Here is a 23,138-nt window from a genome sequence, read left to right on the forward strand (position 1 = left end):
CCATATACCGCTGCCGCTTCCAAATTAATTACAATTTTTTAACTGCAAATCAACAAATCCCTATTCCAGCTGTCTGGAAATAGGGATTTTTGTTTAAAAAAATAGTTTCCTCGTTTGCCAAATTGATAATACTCTGCTAAAATAACGAATATGTTAGTAACAACTTTGTCATCTTTGTTGTAACTTTTGTCATCAAGTCATCTTGTCGCAGCGTCGTGTAGGCAGAGTGAAACTTAAATTAACATGTTATCGAGCCGAATTCCCGCATTTACGGGAAGCGGGGGATCCGTTTTGGGTGAATTGATCTCGCTAGAGAGGGATCATAGGGTGACCTTCAACCGAACCCTTAAGCTAACCTCGCAGGCTGTGGAAGGAGCTTTTTATTTTGAAGAAGAAACTCGCGGCCGTATCCATCGGCCTTGTCCTTGCATTAAGCTTTGGAACAGGAAGCGCTTTTGCCGATTCCAAACTCAACAATGCCATTAAGCCCGTCATTGGTGTATCTTACAAATCAGGCGGAACGACAACCCAAGGGTTTGATTGCTCCGGTTTCACCACTTATATTTTCAAGAAGCTTGGAATTACCCTTCCTCGCACATCCGCAGCACAGTACAAAGTCGGAACTGCGGTATCGAAGAGCGACCTGAAGCCTGGTGATCTTGTATTCTTCAACACATCCGGCAGAGGTGTATCTCATGTCGGCATTTATGTCGGTGACGGCAAGTTTGCTCATTCTTCTTCGTCGCGCGGTGTCATTGTCAGTCCGCTGAGCCAAGATTACTATGCTAAGCGTTATGTAGGCGCCAAACGCGTCATGAGCCAAAGCACTTATAAAGCAGTAGCTGCTAACTACAACTAATAAGCAATCATATCGAATCATATAAGCCGCTGGACCGGGGATTGTAGCAGATCATCCATCCGCCGGCTTTTTTCTTGTTCTGTATATATGTATAACGTTTAAGATCGTCAAAAAGTTCCAATCGCGGCATTTTATTTTTCGATTTTTTTCGGAAGTAAGTTCCAGAAGTAAGTTGCGGGAGCAAGCGCTCCGCTTCCTACCTACCATTCCTATACCCGTTTTCAAATATAAAGAAACAGCCGTATGAACAGGCCTTCACCGGTTTATGCTAGTAATCAGATATCACATGGTTTGATCAGAGCAGCAAATGAAAAGCAAAGGAGCAGCACATTGTATGCAGGAGCCATCCATAACCTTTCATACCGTCACGATGACCGAGGAACACGCCGCCGAGATTACTTCCTGGTCTTACCCTCCCCCTTACAACATTTATGGCTGGCTGCCGTGGGAGCAGATGCAGATGCTCGGCATTGAGTTCGGCGATCCGGACATCCGTAAGCAGCAATATGTATCTGTGCTGGATCACCAGCAGCGTCTGTGGGGATTCGGGCAGCTGTTTCCGATGCATGAGGTCACCCGGCTCGGGCTTGGCATGCGGCCTGATTGGTGCGGCCAGGGAATGGGTAAAGCCTTTGTAAAAGCGATTGTGGATGAAGCGATCCGCAGACGGCCTGCCGATGAAATCGATCTGGAGGTGCTCGCTTGGAATGAACGCGCGATTCGGGCTTACGAGAAATCCGGCTTCCGGATGACGGATACGTATGAGCGGCTGACCCCGGAGGGCATGGCGCTGTTCCACTGCATGGTGTACACCCCCGCTCCAAGTGCCGGGGCAACCGATTCGGACGCCGCAGGACCGGATCAAACGATGTGAGGGTTGGCAAGTACAAATGGCACAATTTTGTGTACTTTATGTTAAGTCGGCCTTGAACGTTGCTTTTTTTGTCACAACTGGCTATGATGTCATAGGATGTTCGTTTATAATGGAAGTAAGTGCAAAAGTGCAGTATACATAGAAGGGACGATATAACGATGCAAAAATGGATTATGAGCGGATTGTTCTTCTTTGCATGCGCCTTGGCTGTTGTGCTAATGTTTACGCTTCCAGGAAGAGAAGCTGAAATTGCAGAAGAGAAGCCTACCATGCCTGAAGTAACGCTGGATGCGGCGGCTGCAGAAGCCACGCTGAGAGCCAGCTGTATTGCCTGTCATGGTGATCAGCTCCAAGGCGGAATGGGGCCAGCCCTTGACCAAATCGGCGCAGAGATGGATGTTAATTCCATTTACAACATTATCGCTAAAGGCCGCAGACAAATGCCTGCATTCGAAAATCAGCTGCAAGCTGAAGAAATCGCCAATATCGCGCTGTATCTTTCTGAGCAAAAATAATAAGCAATCCCATGCACAAAACACGCTTGCACCGGAATTCGCTCCGGATACAAGCGTGTTTTTAGTTGGATGGGATCATGTGGATCGAACGCGATAGCAGAGCTTACGAATCGCCTGTCCCATCATGCCCTACCAATGCCAACGTCACATAAGGGAAAGGTACTGTCGTAAGATGCCCGGAATGAATATCCTGGATGCCCGATTGTCGATCACCACTTGATAAGCCGCGTTAGCCGAAACTTTCTATATAGGATGCGCAAGAGGCCGGTCTGAACAACAAACCAACCATCGCCCTCCCGATTTATGTAGCGGAGTCTCTGCTGTCGTTCGAGCGGCTCTTCTCATACGCTTCATTGAATTGCTGCGCTTCCTTAATGTCCACAGCCGTAATGCCGCCTTCATCCCAGGAGGTGAGGCGCAGTGTTACCGTTTTGTAGTCAATCGTGATGTAGGGATGATGCCCGAATGCTTCTGAAATGGCAGCCACTTCATCAACGAAGGCGATTCCCTTCATGAACGAGGAAAAGGTATACTTCCGTACGATCCATCTCCCCTGCTCAAACTCCCAGCCCTCCAGCTTCTCCAGATGAGCTTCTACTTCCTGCTGCGTGTAAAGCATCTTATCTTCCTCCCCATCATACCTTCCCCAAGCCGACGCCTGCTCTCTCGGGGCCATTCCTTCATCTATTGTATTCTTCCCTCAATTGGTTGATAACCGGACGGTTCTACACTAGGGCTACGAAAGCAGCCTCTTCATCCCCGATGAGAACATGGATCCTATAGTTCGTCTTGTCGTGAATAACCACCCCGCTTCCTACGGAAATGACCGGTTCGGTGCCCAAGGCGTAGAACAGATCCTCAGCCAGCGCCTCATGAACCTCCGACTTCTCCTGATGGCCCAGGTGACCCCAGTCCTCCGGGTCCATTTCAAAAAATAGATAACTATCCGGTATCCGGCCTACCGCCTCGGTCAAATCAGCCAAAATATCACCGTAATCTCTTCCGTGCCTTACACCCACATGAATCACTCCTTTCAGCCGATTCCTGATCGTATGCCTTTCATCTTATTATACCGGAAAATACGGCTAAAAAAAAAAGCCTTCCCTGACGATAAATAGGATAAAGCGTCGAACGGCGCCTGTTCTTCCACAAGAACGGTAGAAGACGAATGGATTCGCTATTTATTTCTCACGGATGAGGTGTGGTATGGAAATTTCAACACTAATTGGTTTGGTCTTAGGACTGGTCTCCGTCATCGTCGGGATGGTTCTAAAAGGCGCATCCGTCTCTGCTTTGGCTAACGGAGCCGCGTATCTTATTATTCTCGGCGGAACAGCAGCCACTTTATTCATTGGATTCCCGCTGTCAGAGCTTAAGAAGACGCCTAAGCTGGTCGCGATGACCTTCAAGAAGCAGAAACTGATGAGCAAGGCGCAGCTGATCTCCCTGTTCATGGAATGGGCATCCATCACTCGTCGGGAAGGCCTGCTCGCATTGGAGAGCAAGGTCGAGGAGATTGATGACACCTTCCTGAAGAACGGCATGCGGATGATTATTGACGGCAATGATCAGGAATTTGTCCGCGACGTCTTGATGGAGGACATCAGCGCCACGGAGGAGCGCCACCGCGCAGGGGCGCAAATCTTCTCCCAGGCCGGCATGTATGCTCCATCCCTCGGGGTACTTGGAGCGGTTATCGGTCTGGTCGCCGCCTTGACCCATATGGAAGATATGGGCGAACTGGCTCACGCCATCGGCGCGGCCTTTATTGCAACGATGCTCGGTATTTTTACCGGTTATGTTATCTGTCACCCGATTGCTAACAAACTGAAACGTCTGTCCAAGCAGGAGGTGGAGATCCGGCTGATGATGGTTGAAGGTCTGCTGTCCATTCAATCCGGCGTTTCAACCATTGCGATCAACCAGAAACTGTCCGTATTCCTGACTCCTTCAGAACGCGCCAAATTAGCACAGAAGGGGGATGGTGCTGGTGAGCAAGAAGACTAGACACGAGCCGCATGAGGAGCATGCTGACGAGTCCTGGCTTCTGCCTTATGCCGACTTGCTGACACTGCTTCTCGCATTGTTTCTTGTCCTCTATGCCATGAGCGCAACCGATGCCAAAAAGTTTCAGGAAATGAGTGAAGCGTTCAACGTTGTCTTTACCGGCGGAACTGGCATTCTCGATTACAGCAAAACGGAGCCGAGCCCGGACCCTTCCAATCTGGAAGATTTCAAGGCAGCTCCAGCCGCAATGTCCGAGAACAAACGCCGGGAAGAGTTGAAGCGGCAAGAACAGGAAGACCTGGAGCGGCTCAAGCAGCAGCTCGATAATTACATTAAGGCCAATGGACTTAGCACTGAGCTGAGCACCAAGCTGAACCAGTCACAGCTCGTCATCACGATCCGGGACAACGCCTTGTTCGCTTCGGGGGAAGCGGTCGTGAAGCCGGAGGCGCGCGAACTGGCTGTGGCCATCGCACAAATGCTGGACAAATTCCCGGGGTATGATATTACCGTTGCCGGACATACCGATAACGTGCCGATCTCTAACAGCAAATACCCGTCCAACTGGGATTTGAGCGCCGACCGGGCGCTGCAGTTTATGAAGATACTGCTGGAGAACTCCTCCCTCGATCCTAAGCAGTTTATGCCGACCGGATACGGGGAATATCACCCGATTGCGGATAACGCAACGGTTGAAGGCCGGGCACGAAATCGCCGCGTTGAAGTATCGATTATCCGGAAGTATCAGGACAATCCGACCTTTACCGGCATTGGCGAGGAAGTGGAGACGGAAGAAGACGGGAACTAATCCATGCACCCGCTATCCCGTTCGTTCGGATGAGATACGAAATAAACCGATAGGCTTATCGCCTATCGGTTTACAGATTGTCGAGAAACCCTGCACTTTTTTCAAAGTACAGGGTTTCTCCCTTTTTAAGTGGTCACTTCAAGAGGGGAAATGGGGGGATTACCCCCTGTTTTCCAGGCGATCCAAGTGGATCGCCATCTTCTTCATATTCTGCACGGTTGCTGTCATCAGAGCTTGTTCCCTGACGTTTTGCAACCCGCGCAACCGGCAATAGCGAAACCCATGGAGCTCTTTGGCATCCGCGAAGCTTCGCTCAATCGTTTCTTTTCGTTTTCGGTATAAATACTTACCGGATCGACTGAGCCGGTTGTTTCGTACCCATTCCTTGCTGTCTTCCCAGACATGGCGCGTGACGACCTTGCGGTGATTCCGTGAACGGGTACATTGCTCCAGCATCGGGCAAGTCTTGCAGTGCTTCGGGTCGGAGGCATATTGCCGGTATCCTTCTCGATTCGTGGTGCGATACAACAATTCATGCTGGAGCGGACAAATATAACGGTTACGCTCGGCATCATAGGTAAACTTCCACTTCGGAAACAAGCCTTGGGTCGGATGAAATCTCCGGTGAGCAATCACGCCAAAGATCCCCCGTTCCTGCAATCCTTTGCAGATGGGGGTTGTTAAATAACCTGAATCCAGGGCAACGGCTTCAACTTCAAAACCAAATCGCTCTCGTTGGCGATCCAAACGCGACAAATACGGTACAGAATCATGAACGTTTCCCGGCGTGACGTGGACATCGGTAATCAGATTGTATTTTAGATCAACGGTCCGGTGATCTAAATAAAAGAATCCTTCCGGTTTGCCATCGCGAATCATATAACCGCTATCCGGGTCGGTTTTGCTCACCTTGATTTCTTTCTTCTCGACCACATCCTCTCTGGGTTTTAAAGCTTTTTTCCATGCGCCTTCCGGTCGGCTTCTACTGCGCCATTGAGTTCGTCCATGTAATCTCGTGTGTTTTGTAGAACCTGCTGCTTGGTGTACTGGTGTTTGTTCGCATTGGCCTTCACATGCGTGGAATCCGAAACCAGGACTCGTCCGCCGACCATGCGATGCTCGATTGCCTGCAGCACAATCTCATCGAAGATATCTTGAAAGATAGTAGTGTCTTTGAAACGAGTCCGTCGGTTCCAGCTAATGGTGGTATGGTCCGGAACTTTGTCTGTCAATCCCAAACCAAGAAACCAACGGTATGCCAGATTTGTCTGAATCTCGCGTTCCAGTTGACGTTCTGAACGGATGCCGTAAAAATAACCGAGGAAAATCATCTTAAATAACACGACAGGATCGATGGCTGGTCGCCCATTATCAGCACAGTAAAGCGGACGGACCTTTTCGTCGATGAAAGAGAAATCGATATACTTGTCCACTTTACGAAGCAGATGATCGTGGGGAACCAATTCTTCAATCGAAACAAACTCGTAAGCCTGCTGTTTTTCTCGGTTAGAACGCAACATATTTAACACCCTTCCGAACAGTTTATTTACTAAATATTATACAATATTAACGCGGTGTCGTGTTGAACTAAATACACAAAAAAATAGCTGTCGAGACTTTCTCGACAGCCTGTAAACCGATAGGCTTATCGCCTATCGGTTTATTTTTGTCCGGATATTGATGCCGGAGCATCGACTGTGCAGGTTACTCCAGCGTGTAATGAAGCAGTCGTCCAAGCTCCCTCTTCTCCTGTTCGCTTAGATCGCGCCAGGTGCCGATCTTCTGGCTTCCCAGACGGATGTTCATGATCCGGACCCGCTGCAGCCTTCTCACCTCATAGCCGAAAGCACTGCACATTCTGCGAATCTGCCGATTCTTCCCCTCGGTCAGAATGATTCGAAACACCCGCTCCGACACCCGGGTTACTTCGCAAGGGAGCGTCATTTCGCCTAATATCTTCACACCGCTGGCCATTCCGCGCAGGAAGGAATCGGTCACCGGACGATGGACCGTCACGATATACTCCTTCTCGTGCCTGCCTTCAGAGCGCAGTATTTTGTTGACGATATCCCCGTCATTCGTAAGCAGAATAAGCCCTTCCGAATCCTTGTCCAGCCGGCCTATCGGAAAGATTCGCTCCTTATGGCCGACAAAGTCCACGATATTGCCTTTAATATGACCTTCTGTCGTACTCGTGATGCCAACCGGCTTGTTCAAAGCAATATACACATGCTTCTTCTTGGCCTGAAGCGGTTGTCCGTTTATACGAACATCATCGCCCTCTTCTGCCTGACTGCCCAGAACAGCAGTGACACCGTTAATGGTTACTTTCCCGCTCTCAACCAGCTTGTCCGCTTCTCTGCGGGAGCAAAAGCCGGTCTCGCTTATAAATTTATTAATTCTCAAGATGCCATCCCCTTATTGTACGGAGTTTCTCATGATTCCTTCTGCTCTTCCTCTTCCGCGACACTCCCCGCCGCTGGCAGAACGATTACCACTTTCGTCCCCTGGCCGACTTCGCTTTCTACTTCAAGCGTTCCCTGGTGGCCCTGAATAATACGTTGGCTGACCATCAGTCCAAGGCCTGTACCGGTTTCCTTATTCGTAATAAAAGGCTCGCCCAGATGCGGCATCAATTCCGGCGGAATTCCTTCACCCTCGTCCTCGATCGTAATCTTGACCTGCTCGTTCGGCTCGGGACGCATCTCAATCCGGACGACTCCACCCTTAGGCATCGCCTCAATCGCATTCTTCAACAGATTGATGAACACCTGCTTGAGCTGGTTCTCTTCACAGTGGACAAGCGCCGGCTCCTCCGCAAAATCCAGCCTGAACTGTACGCCGTGCAGATGCGCCTGGGTGTCCAGGAAGGACAGCACCTCGCGCATAATGCCTCTGACGTCCTTCTGCTGGAAATGAACAGCCTGAGGCTTGGCGAGGATTAAAAACTCGCTCACAATCAAATTAATCCGGTCCAGCTCTGACAGCATCAGATCAATATGATCCGGATTGGCCTTCTTCGTCTCCTGCTGCAGCTGCAAAAATCCCCGCAGCGTCGTCAGCGGATTCCGGATCTCATGCGCCACCCCGGCAGCCAGTTGACCGACGGTTGTCAGCTTCTCAGAGCGTCTCAGCAGCTCCTCCATCCGGTTGCGCTCGGTTACGTCCCTGGAGACACTGATGATCGATGTGATGTCGCCATGCTCGTCACGCACGACAGAGGTGCTGATGCTGACCTCGATCTGGCTGCCATCCTTCCGCATGCGGACCGTCTCGATCAGTGGAAGTCGCTCCCCGCTCCGCAAGCGCTGCATCCGCTCGGCCTCTTCCTGCTCCATCTCCGGCGGCACAAGGTCGGGCTTCATGCCGATCACCTCATCAGCCTTCCACCCATACATCTGCTCAAAGGCTTTATTCACACTGATGATTCGTCCGTCCGTATCGGTCGTATGAATCGCATCAGCAGTCTGGTTAATGACAGACTCCAAGTACTCCTTCACCGACAGGTTCTCGTCCACCATCTGCTTCAACTGGCTTGTGTAGTGGCCCAAGTTGCGTGTCATGGCGTTGATACGGCCAGCCAGCTGACCCAGCTCGTCACGGCTGGTTACCTCAAGCCTGCGGTCAAAATGGCCGTCTGCTACATCATTGACCGTTCCCAGTATCGCCTGAATCGGTCGGGTGAAATACCCGGCCACGATGTAGCTGCCGAATATAACAATTTCGAGCAGGACGAGCGATATCGCCACGAGACTGATCATCTGCTCCCGCATGACTGACGAGATCGCCTCATAGTCCATCACAACGCTGATGACACTCGTTGGCCGGTTGTCGGAGCTGATGGGAATGAAGCTTTTTAACACCTTTTTGTCCTGGATCGTCTGAACAAATACGACATTCTCCCCGGTAGCCACCGCTCTGTTCACAGCCTCGACATCCTGATCCAGACTTCCATATTGATAAGTTCCGAACATGATCGGCCGATTCTTCAGTTTGCGATGCGTCTCATCACTCCCGTCCTCACGCATGGAGGGATTACCGAACGTGTCCGGGTTAATGCCCGTCACCTCCAGAATACGAGGGTTTGCCTTAATCGTTTCTTCAACGACAACATCCGGGCTCGTCACCTTGACAAAATCCTTGATATTGGAGCTTCGTATATAGGGGTCTATAATATAGTTGCGCTTGCCATCATAGTAATAACCCCATTTGTCTATAAATTCCGGGTTTGATGTGGAAAATTCAAAGGGACCGGACCAGAAGTTCTCTCCTTTCTGGCCTTGGGTCACCGACAGCACCTGCTGGTGCTCGAACAGCTCCTGAAATGCCGTATGCCAATAGCCCCAATCGGATGTGGATAACCCGATCTCTTCTTCGGCAGAGGACTTGGCGACAATAATATCGTTCCCGGACTTGACCAGAAGCGAGATATGCGTCACACCCAGCTCTGCTGCCAAATCAACCAGCTCTTCATTGGTGATGTTGCGAATATCAGGATCGAGCGACCGTGCAGCATTGATGGACGCCACACGCAGCATATCGGCAAACACACCATCGACGTAACCGGAACTGTAAGCTGTCTGTTCCACCGTAATGGCAATTTGGGTAGCGGCCATGACCATTTTGGCCTCACTGTCCTGCTGCAAATTTTCCTGTGTTGTATAATAGTTCAATGTTATATTAAGCAGAAGAATAAATAATACCGAGATCGACAAGATCATCGACAGTTTTGTTTTGATTGACAATGGCCTCTTCACCTTTCCGCTGTTGCCATAGGCGACTGAAAGCACTATTAACCCCATGATACCTTGATCAGGTACGTTTGAAAAGAATTTCGTCCGAATTACAAAAACGGCTACAGTGTGATTTTCGGCTCCTTCGGGGTATAGGTTAAGGTGGAAAAACGGATAATTTCACTACCGATGTCCACAAGTTACTCACAAATACACAACCACCTTGGGGATAATGTGTATAACTATGTGCATAACCAAGCGGTTATCCACAGATATGTCCACAACATGTTAACAAACGAATGAACGTTCGTTGTATAATAGAAGAAAATACAGCTTATTGACGTATAATCGAAGGGAGATCTAGAGTTTCATGTCATTTTCGGATTCGCTTGCTGTGGATAAAGATCAACATATATATTGGATGCAGGAAGCCATTAAAGAGGCGCAAAAAGCAGAAGAACGCGGTGAGGTCCCGATCGGGGCCGTCATTGTCCGCGGAGATGAAATTGTAGGGCGCGGCTTCAATCTTCGCGAGACCACCTTCGATGCAACCGCCCATGCGGAGATGGTAGCTATCCGTGAGGCCAGCCGCACGCTCGGAGCCTGGCGTCTGCTGGATTGCAGCCTGTACGTCACCCTGGAGCCCTGTCCGATGTGTGCCGGTGCGATTGTACAATCCCGCATTCCTCAGGTCATCTACGGCACGAGAGACCCCAAAGCCGGCTGCGCAGGCACCTTGATGAATCTGCTTCAAGAGCCGCGATTTAACCATCGCACGATGGTCGTGGAGGGCATTCTTCAAGCTGAATGCGCCGCTCTGCTCACCCAGTTTTTCCGCAAACTGCGTGGTAAAGCTTAGCATGTTGATCTGTGGTTATCCACAGCCAAGTGGCCCCTCGGCCACCTAGACAAGCTCTTTGGTTATGTATAGTGACAGCAAAGCCCGGTCTCTGTGGAGACCGGGCTTTCGCTGCAATGAAAACGAATAAAGAGAATTAATACCCGTAGTACATTGCCTCTTCGAATTCTTCCATGGTAACAACATCAGCATCTTGTGGGATGCCTACTTTAAATTCTGCTGTCTCATTGATTTTCGTGTAATGAGAGCTTCCTTTGAATACAAGCTTCATGTTGTCGCTGGACTCAGGATCGTTGAAGACCAGGTCAGCCGTCACATCTTGGTATACAGGGAAGTCTTTTTTGTTGATAGCGGTATTGATATTGAAGCTGTTGATCACGAGAAACTCATTCAATTCCTCAAGTGCGATCTTCAGATCTTCTTGACTCACCGAAGTGATGGATTCTCTCGCTTCATCAATCTCTGCTTGCGTCAGACCGACCAGTTCACGATATTCTTCCTTGGCAATGATGTCAAGGATTTTAGGAAGCACATTGTTGACGATCAGTTCTACAGCCTCATTCACATTGTCGTTATTAATGGAGAATTGAATGATTTGCTTCGTCTCAATGCCTTCTGGAAGGCTAACATCGGATGCCGCGATTTCTTTGAAGTATTTCTCTTCGTCAAACTCACTCATGAATGCTTCAAGGATTTCATTCGAGAACTCTTGGGATTTCTTCGCATCCAGTGTGGCCGGATTGAAGGATTCCCCAGCTTCCTCAGCAAGCTCCTTCAGATCAAGAACTAGGAATTTGCCTACAACTTCTTCAGGCAGCGGCAGCATCGGGATATTCGGAACCTTCACATAGATTTTCTCCTGCGTCATCACCATATCCAGATTGAAGGACATGGCCATATCGCCCTTCAAGTTAATTCCCATTTTAAACTCGGCTTGCATCGGATCGGCTTGGTATACCCCATCCAGCGTGACTTCTGCATTCTTCAGGACGTTAAGAGCAAGCTCCGCATCTGCAGTATTTATTTCGGCAATGTTCATTACCAGATCCTCAATGACGAATTTGCTGCTCATCTCATAGGAAGTCATTGCTGTTGCACTCTTCAGTGAATTGACCATAGCAGCTTTCGGCTCGTCTTTCTTGGCGCAGCCAGCGAGAACGACTGTTACGGACAGTAGCAGCGTTAACATAATGGCTACTAACTTCTTGTTCATTAAAAACTCTCCCCTCTAGATCTTAAGAAAAAAATAACAGACCTTTTCATCATAACCTATTTTGTCAGATTGAGAAACACTTTTTGGAATTTTTTCTGAAATATCTCAGTTGTTTTGAAATCAAACTTCTTTATTCCAAATGATGTCGTGTTATTTGTAAGGGCCCTTTGAATAACACTTTCCCCTTTATACGAGGTGGAGTCAGAAAGAGTTTCAGAAAAAAATCAGGCTTTTTCTCATTAGACGAAAAAGAGCCTCCCGCACGATCGCAGGAAGCTCCAATCTTCTGTTATTCTCCTCATACAGCCGGCTCTGCATCGAGCCTACCCTTCTGGATTAAAGTTACCCGACTGCTTGCGAATTTTCGCACGATGCGACCCGGACAGCGGCTCTTGCCCACCACGTTGCTGTTCCTCACGCTCGCGCTTTGGCTCCTGCGCCTCCGGCACCGGAACAGATTTCGGTTTGCTCATGCCATGACCTCCATTTCAATTGCTGGGATAGCTGCCTTCCCAGGCGTTTGCCTGGCCTTGTGTCGACCTTGCCGGCATGATCAGGACCTGGGTCCTATAATCAACGATCCCGGTCAGTGATGTGTGATTTGCTGAAGCGCTTGTGCGCATTCATGAATGTGACGTGTGTAATCGCTAACCATCCCTTGAATGTTCTCGTTGCGCTCATCCGTCGTAGCGCCCGCTCGCTCCACATCGACCAGATCCACTCTCACTTCCCTGGAATCCACGTAGGTGCATTGAAAGTCGAATGAATAGTCCTGTCTCCCTGCCGTATCAATATGGATCCGGACAGCTTGAGGATTCCCTTCGTCTGCAGCTACCTCGGCCCGGTCTCCTGGCTTCAGAATCGTCCCGAGTCTTTCTTGCCAGGCACTGACCAGCGTTTCCTGATTTACATTCAGCTCTGAGTTCATCATTCACACCTCCCCTTCCTTATAAATTGCGGAGATGCGTGTTGTTTTATACAAAAAAAGCCGTCCCCCGAAGGGAACAGCTTACTCTATATATGTATGGCGGAGAGGATGGGATTCGAACCCATGTGGAGTTGCCCCCTAACGGTTTTCAAGACCGCCCCGTTATGACCGCTTCGGTACCTCTCCAAGATGGTATAAAGCTCTTGCATGAATCACATGCGAAGATCATTATACCACAGAACGACAACAATTATCAAATATTATTTATCCTTCGGAGCAATGACATTCACATTGCCCATGTAAGGACGAAGAACCTCCGGAATTACGACGCTGCCGTCCGCTTGCTGGTAGTTCTCGAGAATAGCCGCTACCGTCCGACCCACGGCAAGCCCCGATCCATTCAAGGTATGCACGAACTCCGGCTTCGCTTTCGCTTCCGGGCGGAAACGAATATTCGCGCGGCGGGCCTGGAAGTCCCCGATATTCGAGCAGGAAGAGATTTCACGGTACATCCCGCTCTCCGGCAGCCATACCTCCAGGTCGTAGGTTTTCGTGGAACCAAATCCCATGTCGCCCGTGCACAGCAGCATCACGCGATATGGAAGCTCCAGAAGCTGAAGTACACGTTCTGCATCTGCAGTCATCTTCTCAAGCTCTTCAAAAGATTGATCCGGATGTACTATCTTCACCATTTCAACCTTGTTAAATTGATGCTGGCGAATCAGGCCTCGCGTATCACGTCCGGCTGCACCCGCCTCGGAACGGAAGCAGGAGCTGTAAGCCACATAATACTTTGGCAATTCTTGAGCGCTCAAAATTTCCTCGCGGTGATAGTTCGTAACAGGCACTTCCGCCGTCGGGATAAGATAGTAATCCGTGTCGCTCAGCTTGAACAGATCCTCTTCAAATTTAGGAAGTTGGCCTGTTCCGTACAGGCTGTCCCGGTTGACGATATAGGGAGGAAGCATTTCTTCATAACCGTGTTTATCGCTGTGCAGGTCCATCATGAAGTTAATCAGCGCGCGTTCAAGTCGAGCTCCGAGTCCTTTATAGAACGTGAATCGAGAGCCTGTGACCTTGCCTGCTGCTTCAAAATCAAGGATGTCCGTACTTTGGGCAATTTCCCAGTGAGCCTTCGGCTGAAAATCGAACGTCCGCGGCTCGGACCAGCGGCGAACCTCTACATTCTCCTCTTCGGAAGCCCCGACCGGCACACTTTCATGAGGAATATTCGGAATGGCCAGCGTCAGCTCGGAAATCTGGTTCTCAAGCTCACGAACCTCTTCATCCAAACTTTTGATACGGTCGGACACCTCACGCATTTCTACAATGAGATCGTCTGCATTTTCACGGTTCTTCTTCAATCTCGCCACTTCAGCTGATACCGTATTCCGCCGGTTCTTCAAGTTCTCGCTTTCCTGGAGAAGCTCACGCCGCCGTGCATCCAGCTCGGGGAAATCCGAGATCAAATCAAGCGATTTGCCGCGGTTCTTCAATGCTTCCTCTACGCGGTGATAGTCGTTGCGCAATATTTTTACGTCTAACACGGGAAACCCTCCTAAATAACATCCAAATTCCACTTGTTTAAGAAAAACAAACTTGACTCTTGCAACAAGAGTCAAGATGTTTTCTCTATTCTTTTATTGTACACCAGTTCGACTTGCTTCCACCATCTCAATAAAATACTGATGCAATCGGAAATCATCCGTCAGCTCCGGATGGAAGGATGCAGCCAGAAGATGCCCCTGACGCGCGGTCACAATCTCATCCTTATAGGTCGACAGCACCTCGACGTCCGATCCTACCTCCATAATCAGGGGAGCACGGATAAATACCGCGCGTATAGGCTCGTCAATGCCCTTCACAACCAAATCGGTCTCAAAGCTTTCACGCTGCCGGCCAAAAGCGTTGCGGGCCACGGTCATATTCATCAGCTTCAGATGAGCTTCCTCATGGCCGTCAATCCGTTCAGCCAGCACGATCAGTCCTGCGCATGTTCCGAAAATTGGCTTGCCCTGCTCTGAAAACTGCCGGATGGCTTCCATAAATCCGTATTTGCGCATCAGCTTGCCGATGGTAGTGCTTTCTCCTCCGGGAATGATCAGCCCGTCCAAATCCTCCAGCTGCTCCACCCGTTTGACTGGAACGCCATCGGCACCAGCAAGCGATATGCTGCGAATATGCTCTGTGACGGCACCCTGCAGTGCCAGTACGCCGATCTTCATGTTACCCCTTCTCTCTCTTACCAACCGCGATCCTGCATCCGCTCAGCAGGCGACAGCTTGGAAATCTCGATGCCTTTCATCGGGGTGCCCAGGTTTTTAGATACCTCGGCAATCAATTTATAATCTTCATAATGTGTGGTAGCTTCAACGATAGCACGAGCGAACTTCTCCGGATTGTCGGACTTGAAAATACCGGAGCCTACGAATACGCCGTCTGCCCCGAGATGCATCATCAAAGCCGCATCCGCAGGCGTTGCAATTCCACCAGCAGCGAAGTTCACGACAGGCAGCTTGCCCGATTCATGTACACTTTTCAGCAGATCATAGGATACACCCAAATTCTTCGCTTCGGCATATAGCTCGTCCTTCGACATGTTCTGCACTTTACGAATTTGGCTGTTGATCAGACGCATATGACGAACAGCTTCCACGATGTTCCCTGTTCCCGGCTCACCCTTCGTACGGATCATGGATGCACCTTCACCGATCCGTCTGAGCGCTTCACCGATGTCCTTGGCGCCGCATACGAAAGGAACGGTAAAATCCCATTTATCGATATGGAAAACTTCATCAGCCGGCGTCAGGACCTCGCTCTCGTCCAAGTAATCGACACCGAGAGACTCAAGAACCTTCGCCTCGACATAGTGACCGATACGAGCTTTAGCCATTACCGGAATGGATACGACCTTCATGACTTCCTCCACAATGGTAGGGTCCGCCATGCGAGCCACGCCGCCTGCCGCACGAATGTCAGAAGGGACTCTTTCCAGTGCCATAACGGCAGTTGCGCCAGCAGCCTCGGCAATCTTCGCTTGCTCTGCGTTCATGACGTCCATGATGACGCCGCCTTTTTGCATTTCTGCCATGCCTCTTTTTACAGTAGCTGTTCCTGTTTCCATATGCCCTAGCCTCCCGAATAATACGATATATCTGAATCGCCACAAGCGATGCCAGTGGTATGTTAATTCATCACGCTGTCCGTAACTTTGTCCATGAATCTAACTTGATATTTTACCCCAATCAACTCAAATATACAACCCATTTACTCGGGATTTATACGTTTCGGTTAAAAAAGATTTTTGATCGATTCGAACAGATCTGCGAAGAACTGTGAGATTGCACGCATCAACAGCTTGAACCATCCCGCCTTCTCAACCTCGTCAGCTGTAATCAAATTAACCGTTACCGTCTGCTCACTGTCCATACCTTCTACTGTATAAGAGTATGTCACGGTGCCTACTTTTGTATCCTTCGCAACTGGCGCCGTCAGATTGTTGCTGTCGATGGTCGCTTCAAAGTTGATGTTAGCACCACTCGATCCTTTAGGAAGCATGAAGCTTACCGGCTTGTCCGTTACAATGGCAGCTTCTGTAGCCTTGCCCTTGCTGACCTGGATATTCTCAAAACCTTCTACCGTCGATTGTGCCGGTACAACCTCTTTGATTTCAAAATTGTCGAAGCCGTAATCCAGCACCTTGCGTGTTTCCTGGAAACGAGCGCCTTCCGATTTAGTCCCCATCACCACACTGATCAGACGCATGCCATCCCGTTCAGCCGTCCCTGCAAAGCAGTATCCTGCTGCCGACGTATGTCCGGTCTTCATGCCATCAAGGCCTTCATAGGCATAAGCTTTAAAGTTGGTAATATCCTTGTTGGACTCCAGCATCCAGTTGTAGTTAATGATTGGATCCTTATCCCGTTCACGGAACTTATAGGACGGAATCGCCGTAAACTCGGCAAAATCCGGATGGTCCATGACGATGTGTTTAACAAGAAGCGCGGCGTCCATGGCGGACATCACCGTTTCGCGATCTTCTTGTGGACGGAATTTCTCTGGCATATCGGCCCGGCTCAAACCTGTTGAGTTAATAAAAAAGGCCGTTTCCATTCCCATTTGCTTCGCGGTTTCGTTCATCATGGTGACAAACTCTGCCTCGGAGCCTGCCACATACTCCGCCAGGGCAACCGTCGCATCGTTCGCCGAGCCTACCGCCATCGCGATGTACAGCTCTCTTACCGTATGCTGATCGCCCTCAGCAAGGAAGATGCGGGAGCCTACACTCTTGGCTGCATTCTCCCGCACCGTGACGACATCATCCCAAGAGATGATGCCTTGCTTCACCTGCTCAGCCACAATATACTCTGTCATCATCTTCGTCATACTGGCGGGTGGCAACGCCACGTCAGCGTCGATGTTCAACAGTATCTGACCTGTGGTTGGCTCCAGCAGCACAGCGGATTTCACTTCGAGCCCGAGCTGATCTATGGATGGTACCTTGTCTGGCTTCGAATTGGTCGTAGTCGTCGCTTCCGTTTCATCGGTGCTTGTCGTCTCCGCCGTCGCTACCAGGTGGGACGCGGCGAAAGATACGGCCGGGACGGTGGAAAAGCCCAATATATTAACGAGCATCAAGGATGCTATAGTTCGTTGTACGATTTTACGTTTCTTTCTTGCAGACTTCTCTATCAATGGAATTACTCCCCTCTAATTCTCAATAAGTCAATTGCTTGTTCTATTCTATCATAGGGGGGGTATCAAAAAAAGACAAGCCAACCGAAATCCGGCAGGCTTGTCCGAGGAAATAAATTACATATATTCGCAGTTGATGTATAATCTGCTGTTAACCCGAGAGTAAAACATCAAAAGGCTCCTTCTTACAAGGAATAGTTAGGCGCTTCCTTCGTAATTTGAATGTTATGCGGATGGCTCTCGCGAAGACCCGCACCCGTGATGCGAACGAATTGGGTATCGTTACGAAGCTCTTCCAGATCCTTCGTTCCGCAATAACCCATACCAGAGCGCAGACCGCCGATCAGCTGATGGATTGTATCCGCAAGCGGCCCCTTATAAGCTACGCGACCTTCGATCCCCTCAGGAACCAGCTTCTTGTCATCCTCCTGGAAGTAGCGGTCCTTGCTGCCTTGCTTCATAGCAGCCATGGAGCCCATACCACGATAAGCTTTGAAGCGACGGCCTTGGTAAATTTCGAATTCACCAGGGCTTTCCTCCGTGCCGGCAAACATGCTGCCCAGCATGACGGCGTGTGCGCCTGCGGCGATTGCTTTCGTAATCTCACCGGAATATTTGATACCGCCGTCAGCAATAATCGGAATACCGTATTCCTTCGCTACGGTAGCACAGTCATAGATGGCTGTAATTTGCGGCACACCGATACCAGCAATAACCCGGGTTGTACAGATGGAGCCTGGTCCAATGCCGACTTTTACTACAGATGCTCCGGCTTCGATCAGCTCGCGAGTTCCTTCACCTGTCGCCACGTTACCAGCAATGATCGTAAGATCCGGATAACGCTCACGCAGCTTGCGCACAGCCTCGATAATGTTAATATGATGGCCGTGAGCCGAATCCACCGTGATCACGTCTACGCCTGCCTGAACAAGCGCCTCTGCACGGTCAAAGGTGTCTTTGGAGATACCGATGGCAGCGCCCACCAACAGACGACCTTGCGCATCCTTGGCGGCGTTCGGGAACTGGATTGCTTTCTCGATGTCCTTGATCGTAATAAGGCCTTTCAGGACGTTGCTCTCATCCACGAGAGGAAGCTTCTCGATTTTATGCTTTTGCAGAATCGACTCCGCATCCTGCAGCGTTGTGCCAACCGGAGCAGTGACCAGATTCTCGCTGGTCATTACATCGCGGATCACGGTGTTGTAGTCGTGGACGAAACGGAGGTCACGATTCGTCAAAATCCCGATCAGCTTATTATGCTCATCAACAATTGGCACACCGGAAATCCGGAATTTGCCCATCAGTTTCTCAGCATCAGCTACCAGGTTGTCAGCCCGAAGGGAAAATGGATTCGTAATGACGCCGCTCTCTGAGCGCTTCACCCGATCGACTTCCTCCGCTTGCTGTTCGATTGTCATATTTTTATGAATGATACCGATTCCACCTTCTCTAGCAATGGCAATCGCCAGAGGCGCCTCTGTAACGGTGTCCATTCCGGCACTGATCAATGGAATGTTCAACTTCACATGTTCACTTAATCTTGTGGTCACATCCACTTCCTTAGGGAGTACCTCGGATTTTCTAGGAACCAATAATACATCGTCAAAAGTAAAGCCTTCCTTGCTAAACTTATCTTCCCACACCTGGGTTATTCCTCCTTTGTTTGTCGTCTTCCGGCGGACTTTAAATATAGTTTCAAGGCTGGATGGGACGGCGTTTTCTGTATTTTCAGAAATATATTATTGCAATCTTAGCAAAGGCCCTATAGGCTGTCAAGGCATTGGAACAGACCTTTTTCTGCATAGCTGCACCATCCATTCAGGACAATATCCGTGTCTACCGTGAACGGACAAAGTCCGTCCATATCCTTACATAACAACTAATTAAATGCTGTACATATACAAAACACCATCCGGTGAGGAATGTTGGGACCACTCGGTAAAGCTGCTTTAGTATGCCCAGCGTGCAATGCATTAAAACGGTCCGGATGACCTGCAGAAGCAGGCAAGATAGACTTCATCACAGCAAACATGAGATTCACGAATAGCTTTATGCCAAAAGAAAAGACAAAAAACAAGCTCGCTATCGACGAATCGATAACGAGCTTGTTCGGTTGTTCGCCTGGCAACGTCCTACTCTCCCGGGACCCTTCGGTCCAAGTACCATCGGCGCTGGAGGGCTTAACGGTCGTGTTCGGTATGGGTACGCGTGGAACCCCTCCGCTATCGCCACCAGACATGATTTTTCGAAGCTTCCGCTTCTCAAAATCGCTGCGAGAAAATATCAATCCTTATAAAGGACATGCAGCTTGATTTCAGATGTTTTGATCACCTGAAAACTAGATACGAAACGATTTGCGTTATATTATCCGTAGCATACCCCAATGTTGTATCGGGGTTAGCATATGCTTCCGTAGCGAGCTTTACTTCGTAAAGCTTTTAGGATAAGCCCTCGACCGATTAGTATTGGTCAGCTCCATGCATTGCTGCACTTCCACCTCCAACCTATCTACCTCGTCGTCTTCAAGGGGTCTTACGAATTGGGAAATCTCATCTTGAGGGGGGCTTCACGCTTAGATGCTTTCAGCGCTTATCCCTTCCGTACGTAGCTACCCAGCCGTGCTCCTGGCGGAACAACTGGTGCACCAGCGGTACGTCCATCCCGGTCCTCTCGTACTAAGGACAGCTCCTCTCAAATTTCCTACGCCCACGACAGATAGGGACCGAACTGTCTCACGACGTTCTGAACCCAGCTCGCGTACCGCTTTAATGGGCGAACAGCCCAACCCTTGGGACCTACTTCAGCCCCAGGATGCGATGAGCCGACATCGAGGTGCCAAACCTCCCCGTCGATGTGGACTCTTGGGGGAGATAAGCCTGTTATCCCCAGGGTAGCTTTTATCCGTTGAGCGATGGCCCTTCCATGCGGTACCACCGGATCACTAAGCCCGACTTTCGTCCCTGCTCGACTTGTGGGTCTCGCAGTCAAGCTCCCTTATGCCTTTGCACTCTTCGAATGATTTCCAACCATTCTGAGGGAACCTTGGGGCGCCTCCGTTACTCTTTAGGAGGCGACCGCCCCAGTCAAACTGCCCACCTGACACGGTCCCTGTACCCGATAAGGGCACCAGGTTAGAACCTAGATACGATCAGGGTGGTATCCCAACGGCGCCTCCACCCAAGCTGGCGCTCAGGTTTCCTAGGCTCCCACCTATCCTGTACAGATCGTACCCAAATTCAATATCAAGCTGCAGTAAAGCTCCATGGGGTCTTTCCGTCTTGTCGCGGGTAACCTGCATCTTCACAGGTATTAAAATTTCACCGGATCTCTCGTTGAGACAGCGCCCAAGTCGTTACGCCATTCGTGCGGGTCAGAATTTACCTGACAAGGAATTTCGCTACCTTAGGACCGTTATAGTTACGGCCGCCGTTTACTGGGGCTTCGGTTCACAGCTTCGGGTTACCCCTAACCGCTCCCCTTAACCTTCCAGCACCGGGCAGGCGTCAGCCCGTATACTTCGCCTTACGGCTTCGCACAGACCTGTGTTTTTGCTAAACAGTCGCTTGGGCCTTTTCACTGCGGCCCCCTCGGGCTATTCACCCTACCGAGGCACCCCTTCTCCCGAAGTTACGGGGTCATTTTGCCGAGTTCCTTAACGAGAGTTCTTCCGCGCGCCTTAGAATTCTCTTCTCGCCTACCTGTGTCGGTTTGCGGTACGGGCACCTTCACCTGACTAGAGGCTTTTCTTGGCAGTGTGAGATCATGACCTTCGCTACTGTAATTTTCACTCCCCATCACAGCCCAGCCTTAACGATGTGCGGATTTGCCTACACATCAGCCTCACTGCTTGGACGGACATCCATCAGTCCGCGTCACTACCCTCCTGCGTCCCCCCATCGTTCATAACGGTTTATGGTGGTACAGGAATTTCAACCTGTTGTCCTTCGACTACGCCTTTCGGCCTCGCCTTAGGTCCCGACTTACCCTGAGCGGACGAGCCTTCCTCAGGAAACCTTGGGCTTTCGGCGGATCAGATTCTCACTGATCTTTTCGTTACTCATACCGGCATTCTCACTTGTATACGCTCCAGCGCTCCTTACGGTACACCTTCGACGCCTATACAACGCTCCCCTACCCCTGAATCGACTTCACTCCGCCTTCGAAGTGATGTGTTTATCCCCGAGAAGCATTTGGTCATCCTTGATTTCATCGCAAGTCTGACAAAAATGTTCATCCTGGGTCTTCACAGCCTCAAAGAAGCAGTGAAGTCGATTCAAGCCATAGCTTCGGTGGTGTGTTTAGCCCCGTTACATTTTCGGCGCAGAGTCACTCGACCAGTGAGCTATTACGCACTCTTTAAATGGTGGCTGCTTCTAAGCCAACATCCTGGTTGTCTGTGCAACTCCACATCCTTTCCCACTTAACACACACTTGGGGACCTTAGCTGATGGTCTGGGCTGTTTCCCTTTTGACAATGGATCTTAGCACTCACTGTCTGACTCCCGGACATAAGTCGATGGCATTCGGAGTTTGACTGAGCTTGGTAACCCTTGCGGGCCCCGCACCCAATCAGTGCTCTACCTCCATGACTCTTCATTCCGAGGCTAGCCCTAAAGCTATTTCGGGGAGAACCAGCTATCTCCGAGTTCGATTGGAATTTCTCCGCTACCCCCACCTCATCCCCGCACTTTTCAACGTACGTGGGTTCGGGCCTCCAGTGCGTGTTACCGCACCTTCACCCTGGACAGGGGTAGATCACACGGTTTCGGGTCTACGCCCACATACTCATTCGCCCTATTCAGACTCGCTTTCGCTGCGGCTACGGCTTCTCGCCTTAACCTTGCATGGGAACGTAACTCGCCGGTTCATTCTACAAAAGGCACGCCATCACCCATTTAACGGGCTCTGACTTCTTGTAAGCACACGGTTTCAGGTTCTATTTCACTCCCCTCCCGGGGTGCTTTTCACCTTTCCCTCACGGTACTGCTTCACTATCGGTCGCTAGGGAGTATTTAGCCTTACCAGATGGTCCTGGCAGATTCATACGGGGTTTCACGTGCCCCGCACTACTCGGGATCCGTCTCGGAGGGTTCACATTTTCGACTACAGGGCTTTTACCTTCTATGGCCGGCCTTTCCAGACCTGTTCAACTAATCTAAACCTTTGTAACTCCATGTGAGACGTCCCACAACCCCGAAGAGCAAGCTCTTCGGTTTAGGCTGTTCCGCGTTCGCTCGCCGCTACTGACGGAATCACTCTTGTTTTCTCTTCCTCCAGGTACTTAGATGTTTCAGTTCCCTGGGTATGCCTCTTCACAGCCTATGTATTCAGCTGTGAGTGACTGGTTATTACACCAGCCGGGTTTCCCCATTCGGACATCCCCGGATCAAAGCTTGCTTACAGCTCCCCGAGGCCATTTCGTCGTTCGCCACGTCCTTCATCGGCTCCTAGCGCCTAGGCATCCTCCGTGTGCTCTTAGTAGCTTAACCTTCACTTCATGTTTGCCTGATTCTCTTCCCTTGTTGCCAAAAGTCGTTCATCATGCAAACATTCCGTTCTACTACTTTAGTAACTTGTTGTGACACAAGTTCAGCTAAAAGGATATTTCTAAAACGCAAATTCGTTTCGTTATCTAGTTTTCAAGGAT

General features: G+C 50.1%; 19 protein-coding genes, 1 tRNA gene, 2 rRNA genes and 1 riboswitch. Of the genes, 6 read left to right on the plus strand and 16 right to left on the minus strand.

Going from position 1 to position 23,138, the window contains the following annotated elements; all coding sequences use genetic code 11:
* Positions 1 to 242: 242 nt before the first annotated feature.
* Positions 243 to 381, plus strand: a riboswitch (cyclic di-AMP (ydaO/yuaA leader).
* Positions 382 to 385: 4 nt separating this feature from the next.
* The 3 genes from MKX64_RS09735 to MKX64_RS09745 all read left to right on the plus strand — a co-directional run bounded on the left by MKX64_RS09735 (position 386) and on the right by MKX64_RS09745 (position 2,248).
* Positions 386 to 859, plus strand: a complete 474-nt coding sequence (locus tag MKX64_RS09735) for a C40 family peptidase (RefSeq protein ID WP_095399346.1) — start codon at positions 386 to 388, stop codon at positions 857 to 859.
* Positions 860 to 1,193: 334 nt separating this feature from the next.
* A complete protein-coding gene (locus tag MKX64_RS09740; protein WP_095268075.1) occupies positions 1,194 to 1,733 on the plus strand; it encodes a GNAT family N-acetyltransferase in 540 nt (179 codons plus the stop codon).
* Between the two features lie 158 nt (positions 1,734 to 1,891).
* Complete coding sequence (locus MKX64_RS09745; protein ID WP_095268074.1) at positions 1,892 to 2,248, plus strand: c-type cytochrome; 357 nt, start codon at positions 1,892 to 1,894, stop codon at positions 2,246 to 2,248.
* Positions 2,249 to 2,549: 301 nt separating this feature from the next.
* Here MKX64_RS09745 and MKX64_RS09750 read toward each other — a convergent pair whose 3' ends face one another.
* Both MKX64_RS09750 and MKX64_RS09755 read right to left on the minus strand, forming a co-directional pair.
* Positions 2,550 to 2,867 carry a 4a-hydroxytetrahydrobiopterin dehydratase gene (locus MKX64_RS09750; protein WP_095268073.1) on the minus strand — a complete coding sequence of 106 codons (318 nt, stop codon included), beginning with the start codon at positions 2,865 to 2,867 and terminating at the stop codon, positions 2,550 to 2,552.
* 106 nt (positions 2,868 to 2,973) lie between these two features.
* Complete coding sequence (locus MKX64_RS09755) at positions 2,974 to 3,267, minus strand: hypothetical protein (RefSeq protein WP_095268072.1); 294 nt, start codon at positions 3,265 to 3,267, stop codon at positions 2,974 to 2,976.
* A 187-nt stretch (positions 3,268 to 3,454) separates the two neighbouring features.
* On the opposite strand from MKX64_RS09755, the gene motA reads away from it, so the two are divergent.
* Both motA and motB read left to right on the plus strand, forming a co-directional pair.
* The gene (motA, locus tag MKX64_RS09760; protein ID WP_095268071.1) at positions 3,455 to 4,255 is read left to right on the plus strand and encodes a flagellar motor stator protein MotA; all 801 of its coding nucleotides are present in this window, start codon (positions 3,455 to 3,457) and stop codon (positions 4,253 to 4,255) included.
* The gene (motB, locus tag MKX64_RS09765) at positions 4,239 to 5,063 is read left to right on the plus strand and encodes a flagellar motor protein MotB (RefSeq protein ID WP_341035711.1); all 825 of its coding nucleotides are present in this window, start codon (positions 4,239 to 4,241) and stop codon (positions 5,061 to 5,063) included. The genes motA and motB overlap by 17 nt, the downstream gene beginning before the upstream one ends.
* Positions 5,064 to 5,222: 159 nt before the next feature.
* On the opposite strand, the gene MKX64_RS09770 is transcribed toward motB, so the two are convergent.
* From MKX64_RS09770 to MKX64_RS09780, 3 genes are all read right to left on the minus strand, one after another.
* Positions 5,223 to 6,583, minus strand: a protein-coding gene (locus MKX64_RS09770; RefSeq protein ID WP_095268202.1) for an IS1182 family transposase whose coding sequence is annotated in 2 segments (ribosomal slippage) — positions 5,223 to 6,016 and positions 6,016 to 6,583 — 1,362 coding nt in all. Because the reading frame shifts where the segments join, the coding sequence is not laid out codon by codon here.
* A gap of 184 nt (positions 6,584 to 6,767) precedes the next feature.
* Positions 6,768 to 7,469 carry a 23S rRNA pseudouridine(2604) synthase RluF gene (gene rluF, locus MKX64_RS09775; protein ID WP_095268070.1) on the minus strand — a complete coding sequence of 234 codons (702 nt, stop codon included), beginning with the start codon at positions 7,467 to 7,469 and terminating at the stop codon, positions 6,768 to 6,770.
* 29 nt (positions 7,470 to 7,498) lie between these two features.
* On the minus strand, positions 7,499 to 9,808 hold the full coding sequence (locus MKX64_RS09780; protein ID WP_095268069.1) for a PAS domain S-box protein: 2,310 nt from the start codon (positions 9,806 to 9,808) through the stop codon (positions 7,499 to 7,501).
* Positions 9,809 to 10,166: 358 nt separating this feature from the next.
* Here MKX64_RS09780 and tadA point away from each other — a divergent pair, with 358 nt between their 5' ends.
* Positions 10,167 to 10,655 (plus strand): tRNA adenosine(34) deaminase TadA, encoded by a 489-nt coding sequence (tadA, locus tag MKX64_RS09785; protein ID WP_095268068.1) that lies wholly within the window; start codon positions 10,167 to 10,169, stop codon positions 10,653 to 10,655.
* A 136-nt stretch (positions 10,656 to 10,791) separates the two neighbouring features.
* On the opposite strand, the gene MKX64_RS09790 is transcribed toward tadA, so the two are convergent.
* The 11 genes from MKX64_RS09790 to MKX64_RS09840 all read right to left on the minus strand — a co-directional run bounded on the left by MKX64_RS09790 (position 10,792) and on the right by MKX64_RS09840 (position 22,980).
* Positions 10,792 to 11,868, minus strand: a complete 1,077-nt coding sequence (locus MKX64_RS09790; protein ID WP_095399352.1) for a hypothetical protein — start codon at positions 11,866 to 11,868, stop codon at positions 10,792 to 10,794.
* A 323-nt stretch (positions 11,869 to 12,191) separates the two neighbouring features.
* On the minus strand, positions 12,192 to 12,341 hold the full coding sequence (locus tag MKX64_RS09795) for a small acid-soluble spore protein P (protein ID WP_341035712.1): 150 nt from the start codon (positions 12,339 to 12,341) through the stop codon (positions 12,192 to 12,194).
* Between the two features lie 113 nt (positions 12,342 to 12,454).
* A complete protein-coding gene (locus tag MKX64_RS09800; protein ID WP_095268170.1) occupies positions 12,455 to 12,796 on the minus strand; it encodes a hypothetical protein in 342 nt (113 codons plus the stop codon).
* 97 nt (positions 12,797 to 12,893) lie between these two features.
* A tRNA-Ser gene (locus MKX64_RS09805) sits at positions 12,894 to 12,982 on the minus strand.
* A 74-nt stretch (positions 12,983 to 13,056) separates the two neighbouring features.
* Positions 13,057 to 14,343: a serine--tRNA ligase gene (gene serS / locus MKX64_RS09810; RefSeq protein WP_095399353.1), complete on the minus strand. Its 1,287-nt coding sequence runs from the start codon at positions 14,341 to 14,343 to the stop codon at positions 13,057 to 13,059.
* 93 nt (positions 14,344 to 14,436) lie between these two features.
* On the minus strand, positions 14,437 to 15,021 hold the full coding sequence (gene pdxT / locus MKX64_RS09815) for a pyridoxal 5'-phosphate synthase glutaminase subunit PdxT (RefSeq protein ID WP_095268168.1): 585 nt from the start codon (positions 15,019 to 15,021) through the stop codon (positions 14,437 to 14,439).
* Between the two features lie 17 nt (positions 15,022 to 15,038).
* The gene (gene pdxS, locus MKX64_RS09820) at positions 15,039 to 15,920 is read right to left on the minus strand and encodes a pyridoxal 5'-phosphate synthase lyase subunit PdxS (RefSeq protein WP_095268167.1); all 882 of its coding nucleotides are present in this window, start codon (positions 15,918 to 15,920) and stop codon (positions 15,039 to 15,041) included.
* Between the two features lie 167 nt (positions 15,921 to 16,087).
* Entirely contained in the window at positions 16,088 to 17,491 is a 1,404-nt protein-coding gene (locus MKX64_RS09825) for a D-alanyl-D-alanine carboxypeptidase family protein (protein WP_341035713.1), read from the minus strand.
* A gap of 185 nt (positions 17,492 to 17,676) precedes the next feature.
* Complete coding sequence (gene guaB, locus MKX64_RS09830) at positions 17,677 to 19,134, minus strand: IMP dehydrogenase (protein WP_095399356.1); 1,458 nt, start codon at positions 19,132 to 19,134, stop codon at positions 17,677 to 17,679.
* Positions 19,135 to 19,610: 476 nt separating this feature from the next.
* Positions 19,611 to 19,727 (minus strand): 5S ribosomal RNA (rrf, locus tag MKX64_RS09835).
* Positions 19,728 to 19,930: 203 nt separating this feature from the next.
* Positions 19,931 to 22,980 (minus strand): 23S ribosomal RNA (locus MKX64_RS09840).
* Positions 22,981 to 23,138 lie beyond the last annotated feature (158 nt).

Source organism: Paenibacillus sp. FSL M8-0334 (assembly GCF_038000405.1).
Classification (GTDB): Bacteria; Bacillota; Bacilli; order Paenibacillales; family Paenibacillaceae; genus Paenibacillus_AQ; species Paenibacillus_AQ campinasensis.

Coding starts and splice junctions, on each gene's coding strand:
- MKX64_RS09740 (WP_095268075.1), top strand. CDS start 1,194: ATGCAGGAGCCATCCATAACCTTTCATACCGTCACGATGACCGAGGAA.
- MKX64_RS09745 (WP_095268074.1), top strand. CDS start 1,892: ATGCAAAAATGGATTATGAGCGGATTGTTCTTCTTTGCATGCGCCTTG.
- MKX64_RS09750 (WP_095268073.1), bottom strand. CDS start 2,867: ATGCTTTACACGCAGCAGGAAGTAGAAGCTCATCTGGAGAAGCTGGAG.
- motA (WP_095268071.1), top strand. CDS start 3,455: ATGGAAATTTCAACACTAATTGGTTTGGTCTTAGGACTGGTCTCCGTC.
- tadA (WP_095268068.1), top strand. CDS start 10,167: ATGTCATTTTCGGATTCGCTTGCTGTGGATAAAGATCAACATATATAT.
- MKX64_RS09790 (WP_095399352.1), bottom strand. CDS start 11,868: ATGAACAAGAAGTTAGTAGCCATTATGTTAACGCTGCTACTGTCCGTA.
- MKX64_RS09795 (WP_341035712.1), bottom strand. CDS start 12,341: ATGAGCAAACCGAAATCTGTTCCGGTGCCGGAGGCGCAGGAGCCAAAG.
- MKX64_RS09800 (WP_095268170.1), bottom strand. CDS start 12,796: ATGAACTCAGAGCTGAATGTAAATCAGGAAACGCTGGTCAGTGCCTGG.
- pdxT (WP_095268168.1), bottom strand. CDS start 15,021: ATGAAGATCGGCGTACTGGCACTGCAGGGTGCCGTCACAGAGCATATT.
- pdxS (WP_095268167.1), bottom strand. CDS start 15,920: ATGGAAACAGGAACAGCTACTGTAAAAAGAGGCATGGCAGAAATGCAA.